The organism is Streptomyces sp. NPDC054842 (assembly GCF_053611025.1).
The window spans coordinates 1-22,218 of the sequence record NZ_JBSGZN010000054.1 but is presented as its reverse complement, the minus strand read 5'-3'; the positions used below and the strand labels follow the sequence as shown (position 1 = coordinate 22,218).

Annotated in this window: 20 protein-coding genes; 11 read left to right on the top strand and 9 right to left on the bottom strand. The window is 70.7% G+C overall.

Features of this window, described 5'->3' with window-relative positions; all coding sequences use genetic code 11:
* The first annotated feature begins 132 nt into the window (after nucleotides 1–132).
* Nucleotides 133–945, top strand: a complete 813-nt coding sequence (locus ACWGIS_RS30965) for an MBL fold metallo-hydrolase (protein ID WP_453365792.1) — start codon at nucleotides 133–135, stop codon at nucleotides 943–945.
* Between the two features lie 99 nt (nucleotides 946–1,044).
* Here ACWGIS_RS30965 and ACWGIS_RS30960 read toward each other — a convergent pair whose 3' ends face one another.
* The 3 genes from ACWGIS_RS30960 to ACWGIS_RS30950 all read right to left on the bottom strand — a co-directional run bounded on the left by ACWGIS_RS30960 (nucleotide 1,045) and on the right by ACWGIS_RS30950 (nucleotide 3,835).
* The gene (locus tag ACWGIS_RS30960; RefSeq protein ID WP_453365791.1) at nucleotides 1,045–2,028 is read right to left on the bottom strand and encodes a tetratricopeptide repeat protein; all 984 of its coding nucleotides are present in this window, start codon (nucleotides 2,026–2,028) and stop codon (nucleotides 1,045–1,047) included.
* 188 nt (nucleotides 2,029–2,216) lie between these two features.
* Entirely contained in the window at nucleotides 2,217–3,086 is an 870-nt protein-coding gene (locus ACWGIS_RS30955) for a universal stress protein (RefSeq protein WP_453365790.1), read from the bottom strand.
* 158 nt (nucleotides 3,087–3,244) lie between these two features.
* Nucleotides 3,245–3,835: a TetR/AcrR family transcriptional regulator gene (locus ACWGIS_RS30950; protein WP_453365789.1), complete on the bottom strand. Its 591-nt coding sequence runs from the start codon at nucleotides 3,833–3,835 to the stop codon at nucleotides 3,245–3,247.
* 111 nt (nucleotides 3,836–3,946) lie between these two features.
* Here ACWGIS_RS30950 and ACWGIS_RS30945 point away from each other — a divergent pair, with 111 nt between their 5' ends.
* Together ACWGIS_RS30945 and ACWGIS_RS30940 are read left to right on the top strand one after the other, a co-directional pair.
* Entirely contained in the window at nucleotides 3,947–4,957 is a 1,011-nt protein-coding gene (locus ACWGIS_RS30945; RefSeq protein WP_453365788.1) for an NADP-dependent oxidoreductase, read from the top strand.
* A gap of 313 nt (nucleotides 4,958–5,270) precedes the next feature.
* Nucleotides 5,271–6,671, top strand: a complete 1,401-nt coding sequence (locus ACWGIS_RS30940; protein ID WP_453365787.1) for an NAD(P)/FAD-dependent oxidoreductase — start codon at nucleotides 5,271–5,273, stop codon at nucleotides 6,669–6,671.
* Nucleotides 6,672–6,994: 323 nt separating this feature from the next.
* Here ACWGIS_RS30940 and ACWGIS_RS30935 read toward each other — a convergent pair whose 3' ends face one another.
* Together ACWGIS_RS30935 and ACWGIS_RS30930 are read right to left on the bottom strand one after the other, a co-directional pair.
* Nucleotides 6,995–7,429, bottom strand: coding sequence for a VOC family protein (locus tag ACWGIS_RS30935; RefSeq protein WP_453365786.1), 435 nt, complete (start codon nucleotides 7,427–7,429; stop codon nucleotides 6,995–6,997).
* A gap of 276 nt (nucleotides 7,430–7,705) precedes the next feature.
* On the bottom strand, nucleotides 7,706–8,596 hold the full coding sequence (locus ACWGIS_RS30930) for a helix-turn-helix transcriptional regulator (RefSeq protein ID WP_453365785.1): 891 nt from the start codon (nucleotides 8,594–8,596) through the stop codon (nucleotides 7,706–7,708).
* A 256-nt stretch (nucleotides 8,597–8,852) separates the two neighbouring features.
* On the opposite strand from ACWGIS_RS30930, the gene ACWGIS_RS30925 reads away from it, so the two are divergent.
* The 4 genes from ACWGIS_RS30925 to ACWGIS_RS30910 all read left to right on the top strand — a co-directional run bounded on the left by ACWGIS_RS30925 (nucleotide 8,853) and on the right by ACWGIS_RS30910 (nucleotide 11,831).
* Complete coding sequence (locus tag ACWGIS_RS30925; RefSeq protein WP_453365784.1) at nucleotides 8,853–9,869, top strand: zinc-dependent alcohol dehydrogenase family protein; 1,017 nt, start codon at nucleotides 8,853–8,855, stop codon at nucleotides 9,867–9,869.
* A 148-nt stretch (nucleotides 9,870–10,017) separates the two neighbouring features.
* Complete coding sequence (locus ACWGIS_RS30920; RefSeq protein WP_453365783.1) at nucleotides 10,018–10,683, top strand: SDR family NAD(P)-dependent oxidoreductase; 666 nt, start codon at nucleotides 10,018–10,020, stop codon at nucleotides 10,681–10,683.
* 200 nt (nucleotides 10,684–10,883) lie between these two features.
* Entirely contained in the window at nucleotides 10,884–11,237 is a 354-nt protein-coding gene (locus ACWGIS_RS30915) for a cyclophilin-like fold protein (RefSeq protein WP_453365782.1), read from the top strand.
* A 180-nt stretch (nucleotides 11,238–11,417) separates the two neighbouring features.
* Nucleotides 11,418–11,831, top strand: a complete 414-nt coding sequence (locus ACWGIS_RS30910) for a (R)-mandelonitrile lyase (protein ID WP_453365781.1) — start codon at nucleotides 11,418–11,420, stop codon at nucleotides 11,829–11,831.
* A gap of 339 nt (nucleotides 11,832–12,170) precedes the next feature.
* Here the strand turns inward: ACWGIS_RS30910 and ACWGIS_RS30905 are convergent, their stop codons facing one another.
* Nucleotides 12,171–12,623 (bottom strand): phospholipase, encoded by a 453-nt coding sequence (locus ACWGIS_RS30905; RefSeq protein ID WP_453365780.1) that lies wholly within the window; start codon nucleotides 12,621–12,623, stop codon nucleotides 12,171–12,173.
* 359 nt (nucleotides 12,624–12,982) lie between these two features.
* Nucleotides 12,983–14,317, bottom strand: a complete 1,335-nt coding sequence (locus tag ACWGIS_RS30900) for an aminotransferase-like domain-containing protein (RefSeq protein ID WP_453365779.1) — start codon at nucleotides 14,315–14,317, stop codon at nucleotides 12,983–12,985.
* A 102-nt stretch (nucleotides 14,318–14,419) separates the two neighbouring features.
* Between ACWGIS_RS30900 and ACWGIS_RS30895 the strand changes: the two genes are divergently transcribed.
* Nucleotides 14,420–15,193: an enoyl-CoA hydratase-related protein gene (locus ACWGIS_RS30895; RefSeq protein WP_453365778.1), complete on the top strand. Its 774-nt coding sequence runs from the start codon at nucleotides 14,420–14,422 to the stop codon at nucleotides 15,191–15,193.
* 353 nt (nucleotides 15,194–15,546) lie between these two features.
* A complete protein-coding gene (locus tag ACWGIS_RS30890; protein ID WP_453365813.1) occupies nucleotides 15,547–17,607 on the top strand; it encodes a phosphotransferase in 2,061 nt (686 codons plus the stop codon).
* Nucleotides 17,608–17,905: 298 nt separating this feature from the next.
* Here the strand turns inward: ACWGIS_RS30890 and ACWGIS_RS30885 are convergent, their stop codons facing one another.
* Nucleotides 17,906–18,406: a hypothetical protein gene (locus ACWGIS_RS30885; RefSeq protein ID WP_453365777.1), complete on the bottom strand. Its 501-nt coding sequence runs from the start codon at nucleotides 18,404–18,406 to the stop codon at nucleotides 17,906–17,908.
* 630 nt (nucleotides 18,407–19,036) lie between these two features.
* Between ACWGIS_RS30885 and ACWGIS_RS30880 the strand changes: the two genes are divergently transcribed.
* A complete protein-coding gene (locus tag ACWGIS_RS30880; RefSeq protein ID WP_453365776.1) occupies nucleotides 19,037–19,759 on the top strand; it encodes an SDR family NAD(P)-dependent oxidoreductase in 723 nt (240 codons plus the stop codon).
* 219 nt (nucleotides 19,760–19,978) lie between these two features.
* Here the strand turns inward: ACWGIS_RS30880 and ACWGIS_RS30875 are convergent, their stop codons facing one another.
* Entirely contained in the window at nucleotides 19,979–20,692 is a 714-nt protein-coding gene (locus ACWGIS_RS30875) for a TetR/AcrR family transcriptional regulator (protein ID WP_453365775.1), read from the bottom strand.
* A 131-nt stretch (nucleotides 20,693–20,823) separates the two neighbouring features.
* On the opposite strand from ACWGIS_RS30875, the gene ACWGIS_RS30870 reads away from it, so the two are divergent.
* The gene (locus ACWGIS_RS30870; RefSeq protein WP_453365774.1) at nucleotides 20,824–22,047 is read left to right on the top strand and encodes a saccharopine dehydrogenase family protein; all 1,224 of its coding nucleotides are present in this window, start codon (nucleotides 20,824–20,826) and stop codon (nucleotides 22,045–22,047) included.
* The last annotated feature ends 171 nt before the right edge of the window (nucleotides 22,048–22,218 follow it).

The following is a 22,218-nucleotide window of genomic DNA, read 5'->3' as shown; positions in this document are numbered from 1 at the left end:
TGCTCGACCGCGGCCATGGACCGCCTGGGTGCGTGCAGCGCCGAACGGGCGCTGGTGAACAGCGGCGAGGGCGGGCGGCAGGCACTACGGTCGGCATACGCGCACGCAGAGACCACGACCGGAGGGACCCCCGTGCTGAAGCAGGTCGCGGAAGGTGTGCTGATCCACGAGAGCGCGTTCGTGCGGAGCAACGCCGTTGTCGTGCAGGGCCGCGACGGCGTCCTGCTCATCGACGCCGGGGTGACGGGCCACGAGATGACCTGCCTCGCGAACGACCTGTCCGAGGCGGGCCGGACCGTCGTGGCGGCATTTTCCACGCACCCGCACTGGGACCACCTGCTGTGGCACCCGAGCCTCGGCTCGGCACCCCGCTACGGCACGGCTCGCTGCGCGGCCACCGTCCGACAGCGGCTGGCGGGGGAGGACGCGAGGGCTCGCGTGAGGGCGTTGATGCCGCCGGACATCGTGGACCAGGTACCGCTGGACCTCCTCGGCCTCATCAAGGGCCTGCCTTCCGAAAGCGCGCGGATTCCCTGGGACGGCCCTCTCGTCAGCGTCATCCCACACGACGCGCACGCCCCGGGGCATGCGGCCCTGTTGATCGGGGAACGGGGTGTTCTCGTCGCCGGTGACATGCTCTCCGACGTCCTCATTCCGATGCTCGACCTGACCGACGCGGCGGGCCCCGTCGAGACCTACCTCGCCGCACTGAGCGCGCTCGAGAACGTGGCGGAGGACGTCGACACCGTCATCCCCGGCCACGGTTCCGTCGGCCGAGGCCACGAGGTGCGTGCACGCATCGACCAGGATCGTGCGTACGTACACGCCCTGCGGGACGCCCGCGTCCCCAGCGATCCGAGGCTCGGCCCCGCAGCGACGTACGGCAAGGACTGGCTGCCCGGCGTCCACGAGCGGCAACTCCAGCACCTCGCCGGGCAGAAGTGACGCCGACGGGACGCCGGGCTAGGCACCGTCCGGGGGATGGACCTGACCGAGAGCCCGAAGTCCCGCCCAAATGCCACCCGTTGACGACCTACAGCCCTGTCAGCTACTACGGAGCCTCAGTGCCGTGGCTACGAGCCTCCGAGGCAACTTCGGCCCTGCACATGCGTAGTTGATCAGCAGGTTTCGGTAGGCGGTGTTCGCGAGTTCCGGTGCCAGGGCGATCAGGGCCTTCAGGTCGTCGGACGAGCCGGAAAGGCGTGTGCGGTAGGCGGCGCCCGCCGCGCGCAGGGAGACCTCGTGCGGTTCGTGTTCCAGGCCCTGTTCGACGAGGCTCGCGGCTGCGGCGAAGTCGCCCTGCTCGGCCCGCACGTCCGCCAGGTCAAGGTAGAGGGACCAGTTGGCGGGGTCCAGGAGCAAGGCGCTTTCGAAGGCCGCAGCAGCCTTGTCCAGGTCGCCCATCACGCGCCAGGTGGTCGCTCGTGCGACCGCGGTCCACATGACCCGGTCGACTGCGTCGGCGCGGTCGCACAGAGCGAAGGACAGCTTGTACAGGCCGCAGGCCCGGGGCAGCCGGGCCATGGCGGCCAGCGACTCCGGTACGGGATTCTGTTCGGACACCACGTCCAGGGCATGGAACCAGGGCGCGAACCGTTCCCGCATCTCGTCGGTGTTGAGGTCGTGGCCGTAGTCCAATGTCCGCAGACACGCCTCGGCCAGCGCCTCGGCACTCACCGCGCCGAGAAAGCGCGCGTCGCCGAACCAGGGCGCGGCGCCCCATGCCACGGTGGGCCGCACACCCGTGACCGAACCGAGGGCCATCACCGCGTTGTCCATGTCCTCATCGAGGAAGAAGAAGTACGCCTGCGCCAGCACCGCGCTCAAGGAGCCGTCCTCTTCGAGGCTCTCCTTCAGTTCCGGGCGTCGGTCCTTCCACAACTCGGCGAGGGCCGCATAGGGTTCCGGAGCCGCTGGTGCGGAGGCTATCGCTCCCACCAGAAGCTCCACGGCGCGCACCGGGCTTCCGCCGCAGTGCGCCATGACACCGGCGAGACCGACTCCCGCCGCCACTGACTGATTCGACATCGCCAGAGGATACCCGTGGCCAAAGGTGTTGTGGCCACTCCGCTTGGAAGGCTGCCCTGCTGTCGGCTGTCTGTCGGTGACGGCGCTCCAAGGCGACGATCACCGCAGTCGGCGATCAGACCGGGGCAGGGAGAGCGCCCTCTCAAGGCACTGCCAGGAACCCGGCGACGCGCGGCAATGCGGTGTGCTCAGGCGTGCGGGACGACGGCCACGGGGCACGGCGCGTGGTGCAGGGCGGCGTGTGCGACGGAGCCGATCCGCGTGCCTACGGGGGAGTGCCGCATGCGGCGTCCGACGACGACCAGCCGTGCCTCCGCGGCCGCGGCGAGCAGGACCTGGCCGCCGCTGCCCATCTCGACATGCTCGACGACCGGGACGTCGGGGAACCGCTCGCGCCACGGAGCGAGGGCCGTCCGCAGCGCCTTCTCCTCGAACTGCACCAGCCCGCCCGCCTCGTCGGCCAGCCGCAACGACCCGGGACTGTACGCGTAGACGGGAGGCAGGCTCCACGCCCGCACCGCACGTACGGCCGCGCCTCGGGCCGCCGCTTCCCGAAAGGCGAAGCCGAGAACCTCCGCGCAGTCCTCCGCGGAACCCTGCTGGCCCACCACCACGTCACCCGCGTCGCGCACTTCCGCGTCCTGGGCCGCACGGACGGAGACGACGGGCCGGGGAGTCGCGGCGATCACCTGCTGTCCGTAGGAGCCCAGCAGGAATCCGACCAGCGCGCCGTGTCCCCGGGAGCCCAGCACCAGCATTTCGGCGCTCGCCGCCTCGGCCAGCAGCGCCGGCACTGCGGTGTCCGACACGACCTCGGAGGTCACCGACAGGTGCGGATGCCGGGCGGCGACCCGGGTCTCGGCCTCGCGCAGCATGCCGCGGACGGACTTCTCCTGGGTCTCCGGGTCCTGCACCACGGGCACATCGAGAGGCTGCCAGAGCCAGGCGTGTACCAGGCGCAGCGGCGTTCCGTGGAGGGCGGCCTCCTCGGCGGCCCAGTCCACCGCCGCCAGACTTTCGGCGGAACCGTCCACTCCTACGGTGATCGCGGGGGTCATCGCGTGCCTTCCTGATAGGTCCGAAGGGGGCATGGCGATCCGGGCCGCTGCCCCCGTCACCCAGCTTCGTCCCTTGGACGGCGACAAGGGAGGGCCGACCGGCCCTTGAGGCGCGGCCGTTCGGCCGCTCGCGAGGGGCCGGTGTGCGGGCCGTCCGGCTACGGGGTTGAGAGGGGCTTCCCGCTCGTCGGCGCGCCTGCCTCCTGGGTGGTCGTGATCGCGCTCGCCACCACGTCGATGAGGCGGTCGACGCGTGGCGCGAGCGAGGGCTGATCACCGAGCCAGGCGAGCATGGCCACCAACGCGAACAGGTCGGCGCCGTCGATGTCGCGCCGCGCCGCGCCGGCGTCCTGGGCTCGACGAAGGAGCCGTGCACCGGCGGCGCGCAGGGTGACGCACGACGCGTGGAGCGCCGACTCGGTGTCCTCGATGGCGGCTGCCATCAGCTCGGTCACGCCCCGGTACTCGGTCGTCCAGGCGATGCAGTCGCGCAGCCAGGAGAGGAGAGCGTCCTGGGGGGAACCGGACGTCTCGAACTCGGCTGCTCTGGCGGTCAGTTCCTCGAAACTCGTGCGGAGCAGGGCGTCGAGCAGCGCCTCGCGCGTGGGGAAGTGCCGCAGGAGCGTCGCGAGCCCGACGTCGGCCCTGCGGGCGATGTCGCGCAGCGAGACGTCGACACCCTGCTCGGTGAGAGCGGTGCCCGCTACGGCGAGCAGGTGGTCCCGGTTCTTTCTGGCGTCGGCCCGCATGTGTCCCTCTTGACTATCCGGATCAGTGGTCCATATATTCGGATCAGTGGTCCATTTATGTGGATCGCTGATCCGGATAAGCGTAACCCGCGAAGCGAACAGGGGAAGACGATGCCGACACACACGATGCGAGCGGTCCGGCTCCATGAGCACGGCGGCCCTGAGGTTCTGCGGTACGAGGAGGCACCGGTCCCCGAACCGGGGCCGGGCGAGGTGCTTGTCCGCGTTCACGCGGCCGGCGTCAATCCGCCGGACTGGTACCTGCGCGGCGGGATGACCCGGATGCCTGGACAAGCGGAATCGACGGTCAGCCTGCCGGTGCTCCCGGGGACGGACGTCTCGGGTGTCGTGGAGGCCGTCGGGGCCGACGTGGAGACGTTCTCCGTGGGGGACGAGGTCTTCGGCCTGCTGCGCTTTCCCGGCTTCGACGGCAGTGGCTATGCGCAGTACGTCGCCGCTCCGGCGTCAGACCTCGCGCACAAGCCGGCAGGTGTCGACCATGTGCGTGCCGCCGGGGCGCCGATGTCCGGGCTGACCGCGTGGCAGTTCCTCATCGAACTCGGACATGATCACCCTTCCCCCTTCCAGAGCACCCGGCATCGCCCGACGGTGCTCGACGCGGACACGACGGTGCTGGTCAACGGGGCGGCGGGCGGCGTGGGGCACCTCGCGGTACAGCTGGCGAAGTGGAAGGGGGCCCGTGTCATCGCTGTGGCGTCGGGCGCGCACGAGGAGTTCCTGCGCGGACTCGGCGTCGACCAGTTCATCGACTACACCAAGAGCCGCCCTGAGGAGGTCGTGCGCGACGTCGACCTCGTGCTCGACACGGTCGGTGGCCGGGAGAGCGCGCGCTTCCTGCGTACGCTCAAGCGCGGTGGATGCCAATTCCCCGTCCTGCCCGGAGAGTTCGACCAGGAGGAGACCGAGAGGCTGGGCGTCACGGTGTCGAGCACCCAGGTCCGCTCGAACGGGGCGCAGCTCGCCGGACTGGGCCGTCTGCTGGCGGCGGGCACGGTCCGTGTCGCCATCGACAGCACGTTTCCCCTCACGGAGGCTCGCGCGGCCCATGAACGCGCCGCCCGCGGGCACGTCCAGGGAAAGATCGTGCTCACGGTCGCCTAGGGAGTCGTAGCTGCGCCGGCCCGATCCATGCCGGCCGTCGGCGCATCGAGGAGCTGGACGACGCTCGAATAAGTCAACCGTGAACGGCCGCGATGACGATGCTTGGCTCGTGACATCCGCCGGTGCCCTCGCCGTCCAGGCCGCAGACGACAACTTCCGCCGCTGGACGCCTTCCACACCGAGAGTCAGCCCCCGCAGATCGGCCCGGACGTCACCAACTACATTGACGACGACATCGCGCAGGCGCTGGACCGGACTCGCGCCCTCTACCGAATACGCCAGCAGACGATCAGTACAGGAAGTGCGAGCAGACATGTCTGACCATGCCACCACGGGCCGCCCCACGGCCATAGTCATCGGCGCCGGCGCGACGGGGCTCCTCGCGGCTGCCGCACTCGCCGAATTCGCTCAAGTCACCTTGCTGGAACGGGACGTTCTCCCCGACGAGCCCGTGCCGCGTCGCGGCGTTCCCCAGGCTCACCATGCACATCTGGTGTGGAGCGGGGGAGTCAAAGCCTTCGAGGAACTGTTGCCGGACCTGGTCGAGTCGCTCGTCGCCCGTGGCGCACGACTGGTCCGCATCATGGGTGACATGGTGTCCAGAGCTCCCAACGAGGTCTGGTTCCGGCGCTTCGAGAACGTACCCCATCGCAACCTGGTCTGCTCCAGGCCCCTCCTGGACCATGTCCTCACCGACCGCGTCTTGCGCGACACCCGTATACGCCTGCGCGAGGACACCACCGTGCTGGCCCTGCACGGCACGGCGAAGGCCGTCACCGGCGTCCGCGTGAGGAGCGGTGATACCGAAGAGACCCTGCACGCCGACCTCGTCGTCGATGCCTCCGGCCGCGGCACCAGCGCCCCTCGCTGGCTGCGCGACCTCGGTCTGCCCCCGGTCGAGCAGCGCGAGGTCAACGCCGGTGTCGCCTACGCCACCCGCCTCTACAGGGCACCCGGCAGCACCGCCGCCCGGAACTTCCCGCTGGTCAACGTCCAGGCCAACCCGGGCAAGGCGCCCGGGCGGGGCGGCATCATCCTCCCGATCGAAGACGACCGCTGGATCGTCACCCTGGCCGGCACCCGCGGTGGCGAACCGACGGTGGAGAACGACGGCTTCATCGACTTCGCCCTGAGCCTCGGCGACCCCGTCATCGGGGAGCTCCTCAAGAACGCGGAGCCGATCGGCGACGTGAAGACCTCCCGCAGCACGGCCAACACCCGCCGCTACTTCGAGAGAATGAAGGCGTGGCCCGACGGATTCATCGCCCTCGGCGACGCGATCGCCGGGTACAACCCCGTGTACGGACACGGTCTGTCCGTCGCAGCCCAGTGCGCCCTCGCCGTCCGGGACGTCCTGCGCGCACACTCGCTCACGGCACCGGGCACCGCCCGACGGGCGCAGCGTGCGGCCGCCCGTCCCGTCGGCGCGGCCTGGGACCTCGCCGTGGGACAGGACACCTTGTATCCCGGAGCCACCGCGACACCTCCGAACCGCGCGGAAAGACTCCTCGCCCGCTACGTCGACCGCTGCGTGGAGACCGGAGCGTCCAACCCCCGTGCGCTCGGCGCCCTCTTGGACGTCATGAGCCTCCTGAAGCCCCCGACCCGGCTTTTCTCACCGGACATGCTGGTGCCGATGCTGACCGGGCCCAAGAAGGAGCTTCTGACGGAACCCCCACTCACCGAGGCGGAGCGCAGAGCTGCTCTTGGCTGAGTGAGTGCTGTGCCGCCGTTTCATCGCCGCGGACCGGAAGGGCGCCACGGCCCTTCCGGGGGCGTTCGCTGCGCCGGGGGCACGACCCGCGGAGGGACGTCAACCGCCGGGCGGAGTTCTGGATCAATCACCTCAGGCGGCTCCGGGCCCGGTAAGAGACACCCGTCGGCCTCTGCCTCGCGATCCGAGATCGGCCGCCGACGCGGGCGCGCTCGGGACCCCGTCTTGTCCGAAGTCGCGCCCGCAGTCGGCACCGCGTTGTCCGGAGTTGGGCCAGGCGTCCTTGGCCCTGAGAAGGGGGCCAAGGACACGTCAGTGGTTCCTCAGTCGAGACAGAACTCGTTGCCCTCCACGTCCTGCATCACGATGCACGACTCGTTCTCCTCGTCGGCGGCCAGCAAGCGCACGCGCCCCGCGCCTAGCGCGACGAGGCGTGCGCACTCGGCTTCGAGCGTGGCGAGGCGCTCTTCACCAACGAGCCCGGTCGCCACCCGCACGTCGAGATGAATCCGGTTCTTGACGACCTTGCCCTCGGGAACCCGCTGGAAGTACAGCCGTGGGCCGACCCCGGTCGGATCGCTGCATGCGAACCATGCGCCCCGGCCCTCGGCCGGCAGTGAGCTGTTGAAATCGTCCCAGGTGGCGAATCCGTCCGGCGGCGGAGGTGCGACGTATCCCAACACCTCGCACCAGAAACGAGCGACGCGCTCAGGATCCGCGCAGTCGAAGGTGACCTGGAACTGCTTGATCGATGACATCGGTCCACCATAGTGGCGTGTGCACGTGACCGGGCCCCCAGTTCGATCACTGGCTCGGACAAGCAGAGTCGGGCACGCTGCCCACAGTTCGACTCGGTTGGCCTCTCGGATCAGTGACCCAGCCGAAGCCTGCGATCCCCTTCATGTCTGTGTCCCGTTCGCGACGTCGGCTCCCATGGAGCGCAGTTGCTCGCGCATCGCGTCCAGGTCACGGTCCCGAAACACCTCGCTCTTGTGTCCCAACAAGGCTGTCGCGGCGGCGACATGTCCCGGACTTCAGCCTGTCGTGGGCTGTTGTGCGGGTGTTCCGCCCTTCTGGGTGGCGGCCCAGGAGGCGAGCAGGCGCAGGCCCTGTTCCGAGGGTGAGCCGGGTTCGGCGGTGTAGATGGTCAGGGTCAGACCGGGCTCGGCGGCCATCTCCAACCCCTCGTAGGCGAGGGTGAGTTCACCGACCGCCTGGTGGTGGAAGCGCTTCGTGCCGGTGCCGTGGTGGCGGACGTCGTGGGCTCCCCAGCGGGTGCGGAACTCGTCGCTGCGGGTGGACAGCTCCCCGATGAGGTCGTGCAGGTCCTTGTCGTGGGGGTCGCGGCCGGCTTCCGTGCGCAGGATGGCGACGACGACGTCGGCCGCCTGCTCCCAGTCGGGATAGAAGCGGTGCGAGGCGGGATCGAGGAAGTTGAAGCGGGCGAGGTTCGCCTGGTTCGAGGGGACCGCGTAGAGGTCGTCGTAGAAGCCGCGGGCGAGCTGGTTGGCGGCGAGTACGTCCATGCGGCCGTTGCGGACGAAGGCCGGCCCGGCGGTGATGGCGTCGAGGGTCCACTGCAGACTGCGGCGCGGCTGCCACTGCCGGGCGCTGCGGCGGCGGGGCCGGGTGAGGGCGTCGGAGCCGTCGGCGGCCTGGGCCAGATGGAGGAGGTGGGCGCGTTCGGCGTCGTCGAGCATCAGGGCCCGGGCGACGGCTTCGAGGACGGCGGGGGAGACGCCCGCGAGACTGCCGCGCTCCAGCTTGGCGTAGTACTCCACGCTCATGTCGGCGAGGGCGGCGACCTCGCTCCTGCGCAGGCCAGGGACGCGCCGGCGGCTGCCGGACGGCAGTCCCGCCTGCTCGGGAGTGATCTTGGCCCGCCGCGAGGTGAGGAACTCGCGGACCTCTGCTCGGTTGTCCACGATGTCGACGGTACGTCCTGCGCGCGGCCGGAGGGATGTACTGCCGGTACACCCCTTGCCGGTGACTGGCTACCGGCAGCGGGAGCGGGTTACCTGGGTGACGTGGTGCTTTCCGCCAGGTCGTGCAGGTGGGCCGGGCGTGCGGCCCACGCCCGGCCTCCGGTGGGACCCGCCACCGGCCCAGGTCCGCACCCGTCCGCGGCGCCCGCCGGTTCATCCCGGTGCGCGCCCTCGACACGCAGAAGGAATCCCTCTCATGCGCGGAGCAGTGATCCACGCCCCCGGCGACGTTCGTTTCGAGACCCTGGACGACCCGAAGATCCTCCAGCCGACCGACGCCGTCATCCGCACGGCCGTCACCTGTGTCTGCGGCTCCGACCTGTGGCCCTACCGCGGACTGGAGCCGATCGGTGACGCGCATCCGATGGGGCACGAGTACGTCGGCTTCGTCGAGGAGGTCGGATCCGAGGTCACCGCCGTCAAGCCGGGCCAGTTCGTCGTCGGTTCGTTCGCCACCTCCGACAACACCTGCGCGAACTGCCGCAACGGCTTCCAGTCGAACTGCCTGCACCGCGAGTTCATGAGCACGTGCCAGGCGGACTACGTGCGCATCCCGAACGCCCAGGGCACCCTGGTCGCCACCGACGAGGTGCCGTCGGAGCCGTTCTGGCCCGGCCTGCTGGCCGTGTCCGACGTCCTCGGCACCGGCTGGTGGGCCGCCGATGCCGCCGAGGTGAAGCCCGGCTCCACCGCGGTGGTGGTCGGTGACGGCGCGGTCGGCCTGTGCGCCGTGATCGCGGCCAAGGAGATGGGCGCGGAACGCATCATCGCCATGAGCCGCCACGAGTCGCGGCAGAAGCTCGCCCTGGAGTTCGGTGCCACCGACATCGTCAGCGAGCGCGGCGACGACGGCATCGCCCGCGTCAAGGAGCTGACCGGCGGCATCGGAGCCGACAGTGTGCTGGAATGCGTCGGCACCGCGCAGGCCATGCAGCAGGCCCTGCGCACGGCCCGCCCCGGCGGCACCGTCGGCTTCGTGGGCGTCCCCCACGAGGTGGCCGTGGACGGGCAGGAGCTGTTCTTCTCGCACGTCGGCCTGCGCGGCGGCCCCGCCCCCGTACGCCGCTACCTGCCCGACCTGATCGAGCGCGTCCTGAGCGGCCGGATCGCACCGGGCAAGGTCTTCGACCTCACCCTGCCCCTGGACCAGGTCGCCGAGGGTTACCGGGCCATGGACGAGCGCCGCGCCATCAAGACCCTCCTCAAGCCCTGACCCGCCTTCCGTCTCTCAAGCCTGACCTGAGTCCCGCCCCTCACCCGCGCCCCTCAAGTCCTGGCATGCTCCCCACCTCTCACCGGGGCCAGTCCTCAACCGGGGCGGGTCGTCGACCGGCCCGCACCCACCTCCAGGAGTACTCGTCGTGACCACCTACGCCCTCGTCGGCGCCGGTCCCGGACTGGGGCTGTCCTGCGCCCGCCGCTTCGGTGCCGCCGGACACAGTGTCGCGCTGCTGTCCCGCAGCGCCGAACGCCTCGACGACCTCGTCGCCACACTCGCCGAGGACGGGATCAAGGCCCGCGGCTACCGCGCCGACGTCCTCGATCCCGCCTCACTCACCACGGCCCTCGAAACAGCGGCCGAGGACCTCGGGCCCGTGGAGATCCTCCAGTACAGCCCCGTGCCGCGCGCCGATTTCATGAAGCCCGTCCTCGACACCCGGCCAGTCGACCTCGACGACCCGCTGGCCTTCTCGGTCAAGGGGCCGGTGACCTGCGTGAACGCGGTTCTCCCCGGCATGAGGGCACTCGGAAGGGGCACGCTGCTCTTCGTGAACGGCGGCAGCGCGGTACGCCCGCACCCCGACCGTGCCGGCACCTCCATAGCGTTCGCCGGCGAGAGCGCCTACGCGGCGATGCTCCACGAGGCCCTGGCCGGAGAGCACATCCACACCGCACAGTTGATCATCCCCGGCGCCATCCGCCCCGAAGCCGAGCACTCCAGTCCGGACGCCCTGGCCGAGCGGCTGTACGCCCTGCACGCCGAGCGCGACGGTTTCCGGCACTACGCCGAACCGCTGCCCGCCTGACCCCGCGACGGCCCATGCCCTCCGCGTCCCGCCGCCGCGCCCCGCTCAGCGCCGTCCTGGCAGCGGCACCGCTGCCGGTCCTGGCGGCCTGCTCCACCGCCGCCCCCGACGCCCACTCCCCGTCGTCGGCATCCTCCCCGACGGCGGGCCGCCGGGAGGCGTCGGCGCCCACTCCGTCCGGCACTCACAGGAACACCCCAATGCCTACGGACATCCGTGTCACCCTCGACGGCCGACCCGCCGAGGCCACCTTGAACGACAGTCCCGCCGCCCGTGACCTGGTCAACATGCTCCCGCTCACCCTGGAGCTGAAGGACTTCCACGGGACGGAACGGATCGGCCACCCGCCGCGTGAGCTGAACACCGCCGACGCTCCCGAACCGGCCGCGGCCAAGAGCGGAGACCTGGCCTACTACGCCCCCTGGGGCAACCTCGCCCTCTTCTACCGCGACGGCCCCGCCGCCTCCGCCGATCTGCTCGTCCTCGGTCACATCGACACGGACGCCGACCACCTGGCCCGTGCGGAGCGACTCACCATCGAGCCCGCCTCCTGACCGCAGGCCAAACCGAGGTAAATCAACCCGCCAACCGCCTCGGCACCGCGGACGAGATCGCCCAGGCCGTCCTGTGGCTGTGCGGCCCCGGCGGTCGCCTGAGTCGCCCTGCCCGTGGACGGCGATTACGTCGCTCAGTAACACCTCTCAGCACACGAACAGCACAGCGAAAGGACCATCGTGGAGTTCATCAAGCCACAGTCCACCAGCAAGGCACCTGCCGACTGGTTCACCGGAGACGTCTGGTGGGACGTCATCGTCGCCGGCCAGGAACCGTCGAGGATGCGCGCGAATCTCGTCCGCTTCTCACCGGGCGCCCGCACCAACTGGCACGCCCACGCCGTGGGTCAGACCCTGCACGTGGTCTCGGGCATCGCCCTGATCGGCGTCCGCGACGGCACCGTCCTCGAAGCGCACCCCGGCGAGACCGTCAGCTGCCCTCCCGCCGAGGAACACTGGCACGGCGCCGCCCCCGACCGTTTCATGGAGCACATCGCGATGTGGGAGGGCACCGGCGACGGCACGCCGGAGACGGGGTGGGCGGAGCCCGTGACGGACGAGCAGTACAACAGCTCCCGCACACGGAGCGAGTGAACGTCCGCCCGCGCGAGTGGACTTCAGGGTCGGCCCGGCCTCCGGCCTGATCGGTCATGGAGGCCGGGCCGCATTCGGGGCGGAGGCGGGCGCCATGGTGGCTCGGCCTCGACGTGGGGCCGAGCAGGGCGTTCCCCTACGGGCGTCGGCGACCAAGTGACCCGGTGACCTGCGCCCGCCGTGCCGGCTGGAGACGGCCGACAGTCCAACGGGCGCCTGCGCTTCGCCGGTTGGCGGGCAACCGCGCCGGACGTCAGCGGCACGACGTATCAGCGGGCGCTCCTGCGAACGCCGGCTGATACACCGGCGGGTCGTGCTGTGCCTGGCGTGCCCGGCCTGTCAGCCCAGGAGCTTCACGGCCTGGTAGTACGTCCACGCGGTGCTGTCGCAGGTGGTCTTCGTGGCGCCGGTGTAGCGGGCGCACACCCGCTTGAGGTCCTCGTAGAGGGCACTGTCGAGGCGGGGCTTGTTCGCGGTGAACGTCCCGGCCGCCTTGTAGTTGCGGTAGCCGAAGTCGTGCCGTGCGCACGAGGTGCTGAAGGGGAAGCCGAGGGGGTTGTCCGGCGAGCTGGAACAGTAGTCGGTGGACCAGTCGAACCCGTAGGCGGTCCACGTCGACTGATTGGCTCGGGCCGCGGTCCAGGCGCTGTAGCTCGACGCACTGGTCTGCGTCCAGCTCGCGAGTACCTGCGTCTTGTCGGCGGGCGCGGCTTCCGCGGTTGCGGCGCCGGCGATGACGGTGGTGACGGCCAGCGCCGAGGCGGCGAGTCCGGTGGCGAGTCTGCGGTGCATTCCCACACCTCCACGAGGCTGCGGTCCGCCTCTCGGACCGCAGGTTCATGTCAAGATGATGTGCGTCCCGGGCACCCCTTCACACCTCTGGCGCCCCAAAGGTTCGTGAACTCCACTCGGAATCAAGGAGTCGACGAGCATGTGTGCACGGACGACCTCACCGGAAAGGGGCAACTCACCCCAACTGGCCGTAGGAGCAGCGGTGTTGACGCCCATCCCGTATGCCTGGATGTCGCCGCGACTGACCGCACGGAGCACCTGGCCCATCCTGGCGAGCGGAGGGCGGAGCCGGCCCCTGTCGCGAAGAGGGCAGCGAGGCAAGAAGAACCGGCGTCTGGGCCCGGGCTGTCGGACCGCTGTCACGGCGGTATCGCGTCGATCACCTCTCGCACGCTCCGCAACGCGGACCCGAGTGCCTGCCGAGGCGGTGTGGCGAGCGCCAGCCGGATGGCCCGGGGGCGCAAGGGCCCGGTCGCGAAGGCATCCGCGGTGGACACGAGGACACCCGCGTCGGCGAGCAGTGCCGCGACCTGGTCCGGGCGTTGATGCGGTTCCAGGCCGAGCCAGACCATGTACGAGACCGGATGGGCCGTCAGACGCAGCCCCGCGAACGCCATACGGGCGATGCCCTGACGGACGGCCGCGTCGCGTCGCCGCTCCTCCTCCCAGCGCGCGACCGTGCCGTCCGCCAGCCACCCGGTGGCGAGCGCGGTGATGAGACCCGGAGCGCCCCAAGCCGCCAGACGGAGGCTCCTGGTGACGGGCTCCAGGCAGCGGTCGGGCAGCACCGCGAAGCCGAAACGCAGACCCGCGGCGGCGTTCTTGGACAGTCCCGCCACGTAGCAGGTGCGTTCGGGCGCGAGGGCCTGCAAGGGAGGAGGCGGTGCCGACTCGAGGAAGGCGTACGTCCCGTCCTCCACGATCAGGCAGTCGTGGACGCGGGCGATGGCGACCAGGCGGTCGCGGCGTTCGGGGTCGAGGACCCAGCCGAGGGGATTGTGCAGCGTGGGGATCGCGTAGACCGCGCGGACGGGGCGCGTACGGCACAGTCGGTCGAGCGCGGCGAGGTCGGGGCCCTCCTCCGTGACGGGCACCGGAGCCAAGTCCAGCCGGTGGTCGGCGGCCAGCAGCTTGATGCCGGGATAGCTGAGGGCGTCGACGGCCAGCACGTCACCGGGTCTGGTCAGGGAGCGGAGCACGCAGTCGAGCGCCTGCTGGGTGCCGCTCGTGAGCAGAACATTGGCGGGCGGCACATCGATGCCGCGTCCGAGCAGATAGGTGGCCACCACCGCCCGTTCGTCCTGGCGCCCACCGGGCGGGTCCTGCCGGAGCAGCGCCTCCAGCTCACCCGAGACGGACAGTGCTCGCAGTGCCTTCCGCAGGGCGCCGGCCTGGTCCTCACCCAGTGGCTGGTTGAAGGACAGGTCCGCGACACGCGGCACCGGCAGCGCACGCGACGGTTCCAGACCGTCGTAGTGCGACTGTGTCCGCACGAACGTCCCCCGTCCCGGTTCGCCCACCACCAGGCCCAGGGCGGCCAGTTCGGCGTAGACCCGGGTGGCGGTGGCCAGTGCGATCCGCCGCTCGCGGGCGAGAGCGCGGTGAGTCGGAAGCCGGGTGCCCGGTGGATACCCACCGGACCTGATCGAGGCGGCGAACTCGTCGACGATCGCCTTGTAGGACGGTGGCCGCATCTGGCTCCCGCATCCGTCTGTATCCAGGACGATAAGTGGAGCGTCCCAGGTTACGGCTCCTAGCCTCGACGCGTCCCGGCCCAGGCGGAACGGAGCAGCGGCATGACCGTGCACATCGACCGGAACGGCCCCGTCGTCACCCTCACCATCGACAGGGAACGCAAGCTCAACGCCCTCGACTACCCGACGATCGATGCGCTCCTCGCGACGCTCGACCGCCTCGACTCCGACAGCACCGTGCGGGCGATCGTCCTGACCGGCGCGGGACGCCGGGCGTTCAGCGCGGGCGCGGACATCCCGTCCCTGGCGGCGAGCATCGCCGGCGGCCCTGAGCGCGCACTCCGCGAGGTCGTCCGACGAGGGCACGCACTGACCCGCCGGATCGAGGAGTTCCCCAAACCCGTGATCGTCGCCGTCAACGGCCTCGCCTACGGCGCGGGGTGCGAGATCACCGAGGCTGCTCCGCTGGCCATCGCGGCCGAGCACGCCATGTTCGGCAAGCCCGAGATCTCCCTGGGATTTCCGCCGCCCTTCGGGGGTTCCCAGAGGTTGCCGCGGCACGTCGGCCGCAAGCGCGGCCTCGAGATGATCGTGACCGGTGACCCGATCCCGGCCGCGCGTGCCGAGGAGATCGGGCTCGTCAACGCCGTCGTACCGGCCGACGAACTCCTGGCGCGGGCACACCACTTGGCCGACCGGATCGTCCGGCACGCGCCTACGGCCGTGGCGGCCTGTCTGCGAGCGGTCACCCGCGGCATCAACCTCCCCATCGACGAAGGACTCGCGATCGAGGCCGCCTCCTTCGCCGCGACCGTGCCGTCCGAGGGCGTACGGACCGGGCTGCGGCGCTTCCTCGACCGCACGGCTGCGCGGTGATCCCCTGACGGGCCGTGACACCATGGCCTCAACGCGGCCTTCCCGGCTTCGGCGCCGAACTTTCGAAGCCGACGGGGGACGTCCGAGCGGGGGACGGGCTTTCATACGTTCGGGTCACGGAAGGATCAACCGGCTGTGTGGCGGATGGCCGAGTCCTACTCTGGCGTGTCGGCGTTGGCCTTCTGTGTGTCCGTCTGTCCGTGTGTTCGTTTTTTCGGGAGCGGCCTGTGGCCGAGTCGGCTGCGGCCGCTGAGCGGTCCGTGTTCGGGGATTTCGTCGAGCATGCCCTGAGCCACGCCGAGACGGCGCGTGGCTTCCACAACCGCAATGTCCGGGTGCCACTGACGGAAGCGATGGCGCGCTGCGTCGGCAGCGAGGCCGGAGTGCCGGTGACGGTACGGCGCCGGCTGCCTGATCCTTCCCCGGTGGTTGTCAGGACGTGGCACGACGAGTCCGCGATCCTGGATGCGTTGCAGGGAGCGTTGCCGGGCGTACCGCGGTGTCTGGGCAAAGCCGGTGACGTGTCCGTGCACAGTTTCGTGGAGGGCGTACCGCTCTCCAGTGTCTGCGTGAACGGCAGGCCGGTCGATGCGCGGCTCGTCGACGCGTTGGCGGAGCTGCTGGTGCAGATGGTGCGGGTTCGCCGGGAGGCCTTGCCGGCGCTGCCTCCGGACTGGCCCGACAACAAGGACAGTCGCGGTTTTCTGCGCACTCTGGCTCTGCGGACCGAACAGCAGGTGCGGAGCCCCAACTGGGCTCGATTCGGCGGTCTGTTCGCGGCCCTGGGCGTCCCGGAGGACGCGATGACCGCGTTCGCGCGCCGCGTTCCGCCGATGGCCCGTCGGCCGTTCAGTCTGCTCCACACCGACGTGCACCGTGACAACGTGATCTGCTCCCCACAGGGTGAACCGCCCCTGGTCTGCGTCGACTGGGAGTTGGCCACCTACGGGGATCCGCTGCACGACCTGGCCACGCACCTGGTGCGGATGCGCTACCCGGACCACCAGTGGGAAGCGATCAAGGACGCCTGGTACAGGGCGATGCGGCGGGTCAGGCCGGCGGCGACCACCGGAGTGGAGAGCGACCTGCGCCATTACGTCGCCTTCGAGCGCGCGCAGTCCGTCTACCCCGACGTGATCCGGGCGGCGATCTCGCTGGGCACGGAACGAAGTCCCAGGGACCTGGACGGTGCGGCGGTCGCGGTGCGGCAGGCGCTGGAAGCGGCGTGCGGGCCCCTCAAGCTGGGCCGTATTCCGGGCCTTGGCGAGATCCGGAGCGTCCTGCGCCGCTGGCACGCGGGTCAGCCCGGCCGTCGGGACCGGTCCGGTTCGGCCGTGTCCGTGCAGTACGTTCGGCCCGGCGAACTCAGTGAAGAGAGCGTGGCCGAGGCGCTGGCCGCCGAAGGCGCGGCGCGCGCTCACCAGGTGTTCCGGGGCACCGGGCACCTGAACACGGTGGTGACGGTGAGCGGCATCCCGAAGCCGCTCGTCGTGCGCCGCAGACTGCCCTCGGCCGACAGTCGCAGAGAGCCGTGCTACTTCCACGAGCACCAAATCCTTGAGTCGATCGAGGTGCTGGGCGGCGCGGTGCGGGCGCCGCGGGTCCTCGCCCGCGGAGTCAGCGAGGGCTGTGAGCCGTTCGAAGTGCACTCCTACGCGGCGCCCTGCCCGGACCCCGGGAAGGCGCCCGAGCCGCCGAGCCACCCGGTGAACGGCCTGCGCCTGAGCGAGGCGGACGACCTGGTCGACCAGCTCTGCGCCCTGACCGCGATCGACGCCGCGACACTGGATGCCACCGTCGGCGACGGCACCTTCTACGCCTGGCTGAGTGACCGGCTGGTGGAACTCGTCGGCGGGCTCCCCGCGCGGACCAGACAACTGGCCGAAGTACTGGGGCTACCCGACGCGGGCCGCCTGAAGTCCATTCTCTCCGGCCGGACGGTCAGCCCTCGCAAGAGTGCCTTGCTGCACGGTGACCTCAACCCGTGGAACCTCGTGCGGGACGGGAGCGGCCGCGGCCTGGTCATCATCGACTGGGAGATGGCCATGGTCGGCGACCCCCTGTACGACCTGGTGCGGCACCTGCATCTGACCCCGCACAGCGCGGAGGTCAAGGAGCGGATGTTCCGGCGGTGGGCGGGCAAACTGGCACCGCGGTACACCCACCACTGGGAGCAGGACGTGCACACCTACCGGTGGATCGAGATCGTCCGGTCCGCATACGTCGACCTCGACCGTCTGGTCACCGGCGAGGGCACGGACATGCCCAACGTACGCCGTGCCGTGGACTCCTACGCGATGACGCTGGCCGCGGCGCAGGCGTCCCTCGGCCTGAGCGGCACCCGCACGGTCGACCCGCATCTCCACCTGGCGCTTCCGCGAGGCGAGCACACGACGCGGCCACCCGGGAGGTAGGCGCCGGGGCCGCCCGCTGACCATCGTGCTCTCGAGCAGTGCTACGACCCCGCACGCGGCACGCTGGTGACGCGCGCTACGAGAAGCCCCAGGGTCGGACGACAGCGGGCGCCCGGATGGCAATGGTCGCGCAGGCTTCGACGAACGACAGTAGGCACGAGTACCTGGACAGTCAGCGTCGGCCATGCGCCAGCCGTACCGATGGCTCGTTGCCGCCTGGGCGAGGGAGTCGAGACGCCGGCCCCGATCGCCCACCCACCTGGTTGCGGCCCTCGCCGCCGCCCGCTCCCACGCGCCCTCACTGGAGGGCGCCGCTACGCCTGCCCTCGTCGAGCAGTGCCTCCACGAGGGCGGACTTCGCTCCTGGCGCCACCAGCCAGAGGGGTGCCGAGGAGCGGTGTCTGAAGATCTCGATACGGTGGGCGGCTATGAGGAGACCTACTATCGCCGTCTGCTGCACCCCGGTGACCTCAGCCCATGTCACGGAGTCACGGACCCGCCCGAGACGGCCGGTGACCGCAACGCCGTCCGCACACAGGTAGCACCTGTTCACACCGAGCCGGGCGGTCAGCAGCCGCCACGCGAACTTCAGGGCGTACACCACGGCGACCACCACTGTCGCGACAGCGGCATTGCCGTCCACCGCAGCCGGGTTGACCACGGTGATGACGATCAGAGCGATCCACATGAGAAGCAGGCATCCCCGCAGCACCTGCATCATGGCGCCCATCGCCGGGTTGATGACGGCGTAGTCGCCGCGGAGGTCACCGAGTCCTAATCCAGCCGTTCTGTCCCGCACTGACGCCCCCGTTGGTCAAGTCCGAATCCGCGAGCATGGCATGCCCGTGCCAGCCCAGGCATACCCGCGCCGCCGGTGCGCCGAACGGGAATGCCACGTACCGTTGTTGGCATCCCGGAACACCCGAGCGACCAGGTCGCTCGCCCACCTCCCCGCCTGCCGTCGAGAGAGTGACCCGGCAGTGCACGAGCGGGAAGCGCGGGCAGTCGACAGGCATCGCTCGTCACGAGCACGGCCTCCGTCAGCCAGGCGCCAAGACGGCTGACCGATCCGCCGCGCGCCAGGTGCCACGGCAGCCCCCCGGCGAACTGACATCGCGGCCTCGACACGACAGCGCAGGCGCACAGTCATGCCTCAGCTGAGCGGCCCGCCTAAGATTCATTGCGACAATGCCCCTCGCGCACCGGCAGGAGTGTGCACCGCTGGAGAAGCGAAGGCCCCCACGTGACCGGTCCCGCGAAAGCGCCCTGTCCGAGACGCTGACAGGACACGGCACTGCCCGCCTTCCTGGCGGGGGAGCCGCTGCCACCGACCTGACCAGGACGCCACCGCCGGGCCCCTCGCTGCGGGTCTGACCCGGCCACCCACCGCTGGGCCGCTCCCCGCAGTCCAGGAAGAGAGGAAGCCCCCATGAGTCGGATCTTCGTGACCGGTTCCGCCGACGGTCTCGGCCTCGCGGCGGCCACCACACTTCTGGAGCAAGGGCATGACGTCGTCGTGCACGCCCGGAACGAGCAGCGCGCCGCGGACCTCGGCGGACTGGTCGCCGGCGCCCGGATCGTCGTCGGTGACCTGAGCGATCGTGACGCCGTACGACGCATCGCCGCGGAGCTGAACGACGCCGACCCGCTGGACGCCGTCATCCACAACGCCGGGGTCTGGAGCGGACGTCCGGTCATGCCCGTGAACGTCATCGCCCCCTACCTCCTCACGGCCCTGCTGGAGGCGCCACGTCGGCTGGTGTACTTGAGCAGCGGCTCGCACCTCAGCGGGACTCCCGTGCTCGACGGGGTGGACTGGCTCGGGGTGAGCCCGGGCTCGTACGCCGACAGCAAGCTGTACGTCACCACGCTGGCCGCCGCGGTGGCCCGCCTGCGCCCAGGCGTGCTGAGCAACGCGGTCGACCCGGGCTGGGTGCCGACGAAGATGGGCGGCCCGGGAGCCCCGGACGACCTGGAGCTGGGCCATCGGACGCAGGAGTGGCTCGCCGTCAGTGACGACCCGCAGGCCCTGACGACCGGCGGGTACTGGTACCACCAGGAGCTGACGCAGCCTCACCAGGCCGTGCACGACGAGGCGTTCCAGGACCGCCTCCTGCGGACGCTGGCCGAGGAGACGGGCGTGACCCTCTGAGCGGTGCGGAACCTGCGTACCGGGCGATCCAATAGCGAGGCAGGTGGCAGGCACGGTGGTGTCCGAGGTCTCCCGGCGCCAACCCGCTTCACCTCAACGTGGGTTGACCGACATGTCCGCGCGCGCAAGCACCACCGCTCGTCCAGCGGCCTACGCGGTGCAGCCGTAGCCGTAGCCGTAGCCGTCCCGCGTACGCGGTGAGACAGCCTCCGTGTTCGATCACTCGGCCCGCCGCACGGTGCCCAGTTCCGCGGCGATGCCGTCCAGCAATGTCTCCAGAACCACCGGGTAGGCGCTGTGCGGCATGCGGGCCGCGAGGAGGTTCGCGGTCGCGGCGATGTTGGGGTGCGACGCGGCCGGCAGCCGGGCGTAGATCGACCCCCACATGTGCTCGTCGGTGATGCGGGCCTCGGCCGGAAGCGCGAGCGACCCCGCGTCCAGCGCGGCGAAGGCCAGGGCCAGGTCGATGAACGCGTGGTAGAAGCGGACCGCGGAGGCATCCGGCAGGCCCGCGCCCCGCAGCAGACCGAGAATCGCCTCGTCCACCGCGATCTCGCGCGGGCGCCCGCTCACCCGGCTGGCGGTGAGGACGGCCGCCTGCGGATGGGCGAGGTAGGACGAGTGCAGGGCCCGGCCGAGGGAGCGCAGGTCCGCCCGCCAGTCACCGACCGCCGACCATCCGTCCAGAGCCCGGCCCATCAGCTCGTTTCCGATGGCCCGCGCCAGATCGTCCATCCCGGCGAAGTAGCGGTACAGGGTGCTCGGGTCCGCGCCCAGCGCCGTGCCCAGCCGCCGGGCGGTCAGCCCCCCGTGGCCGTGTTCGTGCAGCAGACGCAGCGCCGTCTGCACGATCAGGGCCTCGGAGAGCACCGCCCCCTGCCGGGTCGGCCTGCGCCTGCGCCGTGCCTCCTCGGGCACCACCTTCTTCGGCATACGCCGCCCTCTCCGTCGCCAGGCTGTCACCGCCGTGGTCCTTATGCCAACACGGTTGACCTTACAACTCGGGGTGCTGTTGCATCGGGGCACCTCGGAGGCAGCAGCCTCCCGCACGAAAGGTCTCTGTCATGAGAGTGCTTCTGGTCGGCGCGGGCGGTGTCGGCGGCGCCGTCACCCGGATCGTGGCGCGCAGGGAGTTCCTGACCCACATGGTCGTGGCCGACTACGATCCCTCCCGCGCGCAGGCGGCCGTCGACGCGCTGCCGGAGCGGGAGGACCGGTTCAGCGTCCTGCGCCTGGACGCCTCCGACGAGACGGCGGTGCGGCACGCACTGCGCGAGCACCGATGCGACGTCCTGCTCAACGCCACCGACCCGCGCTTCGTGATGCCGCTGTTCCGGGCGGCTCTCGCGGAGGGCGCGCACTACGTGGACATGGCGATGTCGCTGTCCGCTCCGCACGCCTCGCGACCGTACGAGGAGTGCGGTGTGAAACTCGGCGACGCGCAGTTCGACCTGGCCGGGCCCTGGGAGGCGTCGGGGCGTCTCGCTCTGGTGGGCATGGGCGTCGAGCCCGGCCTGTCCGACGTCTTCGCCCGGCACGCGGCGGACGAACTGTTCGACGAGATCGAGGAGATCGGCGTCCGTGACGGTGCCAACCTGACCGTCGAGGGGTATGAGTTCGCGCCGTCCTTCAGCATCTGGACCACCATCGAGGAGTGTCTGAACCCGCCGGTCGTCTTTGAGAAGGAGCGCGGCTGGTTCACCACCGCGCCCTTCAGCGAGCCGGAGGTCTTCGAGTTCCCCGAGGGGATCGGGCCCGTCGAGTGCGTGAACGTGGAGCACGAGGAGGTGCTGCTGATCCCGCGCTGGGTGGACGCGCGCCGCGTCACCTTCAAGTACGGCCTCGGGGACGACTTCATCGCCCGGCTCAAGACGCTGCACGAGCTGGGCCTGGACTCGACCGCCAAGGTCACCGTGCCCGGCGAGGACGGGCCGGTGCGCGTCTCGCCGCGTGACGTGGTCGCCGCGTGCCTCCCCGACCCCGCCACCCTCGGGGACCGGATGACCGGCAAGACCTGCGCGGGCACCTGGGTCACCGGTACGAAGGACGGCGAACGGCGGGAGGTGTACCTCTACCACGTCGTCGACAACCAGTGGTCCATGCGGGAGTACGGCTCCCAGGCCGTCGTCTGGCAGACGGCCGTCAATCCGGTCGTCGCCCTCGAACTGATCGCCACCGGCGCCTGGTCCGGTGCGGGCATCCTCGGCCCCGAGGCCTTCCCCGCGCGCCCGTTCCTCGACCTCCTCACCGACTACGGCTCACCCTGGGGCATGCGCGAGGAGGCATGACCCCTACGGTCCGACCCACCGGCGAGCGGCGAGGGCAGTCGTACGGCGGTGGGGCACGTAGCCCGTGCGACCGGCGCTCGGGCGGGCGTCCTCGGGGCCTGGCGGAATCCGCTCCGTATGCGGAGATCCGCGATCACGGTGAACGGCGGTGTGCCGGGCGGCCTTAACAGC

Coding starts and splice junctions, on each gene's coding strand:
- ACWGIS_RS30895 (WP_453365778.1), top strand. CDS start 14,420: ATGACCGTGCACATCGACCGGAACGGCCCCGTCGTCACCCTCACCATC.
- ACWGIS_RS30945 (WP_453365788.1), top strand. CDS start 3,947: ATGCCGACACACACGATGCGAGCGGTCCGGCTCCATGAGCACGGCGGC.
- ACWGIS_RS30890 (WP_453365813.1), top strand. CDS start 15,547: ATGGCGCGCTGCGTCGGCAGCGAGGCCGGAGTGCCGGTGACGGTACGG.
- ACWGIS_RS30925 (WP_453365784.1), top strand. CDS start 8,853: ATGCGCGGAGCAGTGATCCACGCCCCCGGCGACGTTCGTTTCGAGACC.
- ACWGIS_RS30870 (WP_453365774.1), top strand. CDS start 20,824: ATGAGAGTGCTTCTGGTCGGCGCGGGCGGTGTCGGCGGCGCCGTCACC.
- ACWGIS_RS30935 (WP_453365786.1), bottom strand. CDS start 7,429: ATGTCATCGATCAAGCAGTTCCAGGTCACCTTCGACTGCGCGGATCCT.
- ACWGIS_RS30900 (WP_453365779.1), bottom strand. CDS start 14,317: ATGCGGCCACCGTCCTACAAGGCGATCGTCGACGAGTTCGCCGCCTCG.
- ACWGIS_RS30915 (WP_453365782.1), top strand. CDS start 10,884: ATGCCTACGGACATCCGTGTCACCCTCGACGGCCGACCCGCCGAGGCC.
- ACWGIS_RS30955 (WP_453365790.1), bottom strand. CDS start 3,086: ATGACCCCCGCGATCACCGTAGGAGTGGACGGTTCCGCCGAAAGTCTG.
- ACWGIS_RS30875 (WP_453365775.1), bottom strand. CDS start 20,692: ATGCCGAAGAAGGTGGTGCCCGAGGAGGCACGGCGCAGGCGCAGGCCG.
- ACWGIS_RS30950 (WP_453365789.1), bottom strand. CDS start 3,835: ATGCGGGCCGACGCCAGAAAGAACCGGGACCACCTGCTCGCCGTAGCG.
- ACWGIS_RS30880 (WP_453365776.1), top strand. CDS start 19,037: ATGAGTCGGATCTTCGTGACCGGTTCCGCCGACGGTCTCGGCCTCGCG.
- ACWGIS_RS30905 (WP_453365780.1), bottom strand. CDS start 12,623: ATGCACCGCAGACTCGCCACCGGACTCGCCGCCTCGGCGCTGGCCGTC.
- ACWGIS_RS30940 (WP_453365787.1), top strand. CDS start 5,271: ATGTCTGACCATGCCACCACGGGCCGCCCCACGGCCATAGTCATCGGC.
- ACWGIS_RS30960 (WP_453365791.1), bottom strand. CDS start 2,028: ATGTCGAATCAGTCAGTGGCGGCGGGAGTCGGTCTCGCCGGTGTCATG.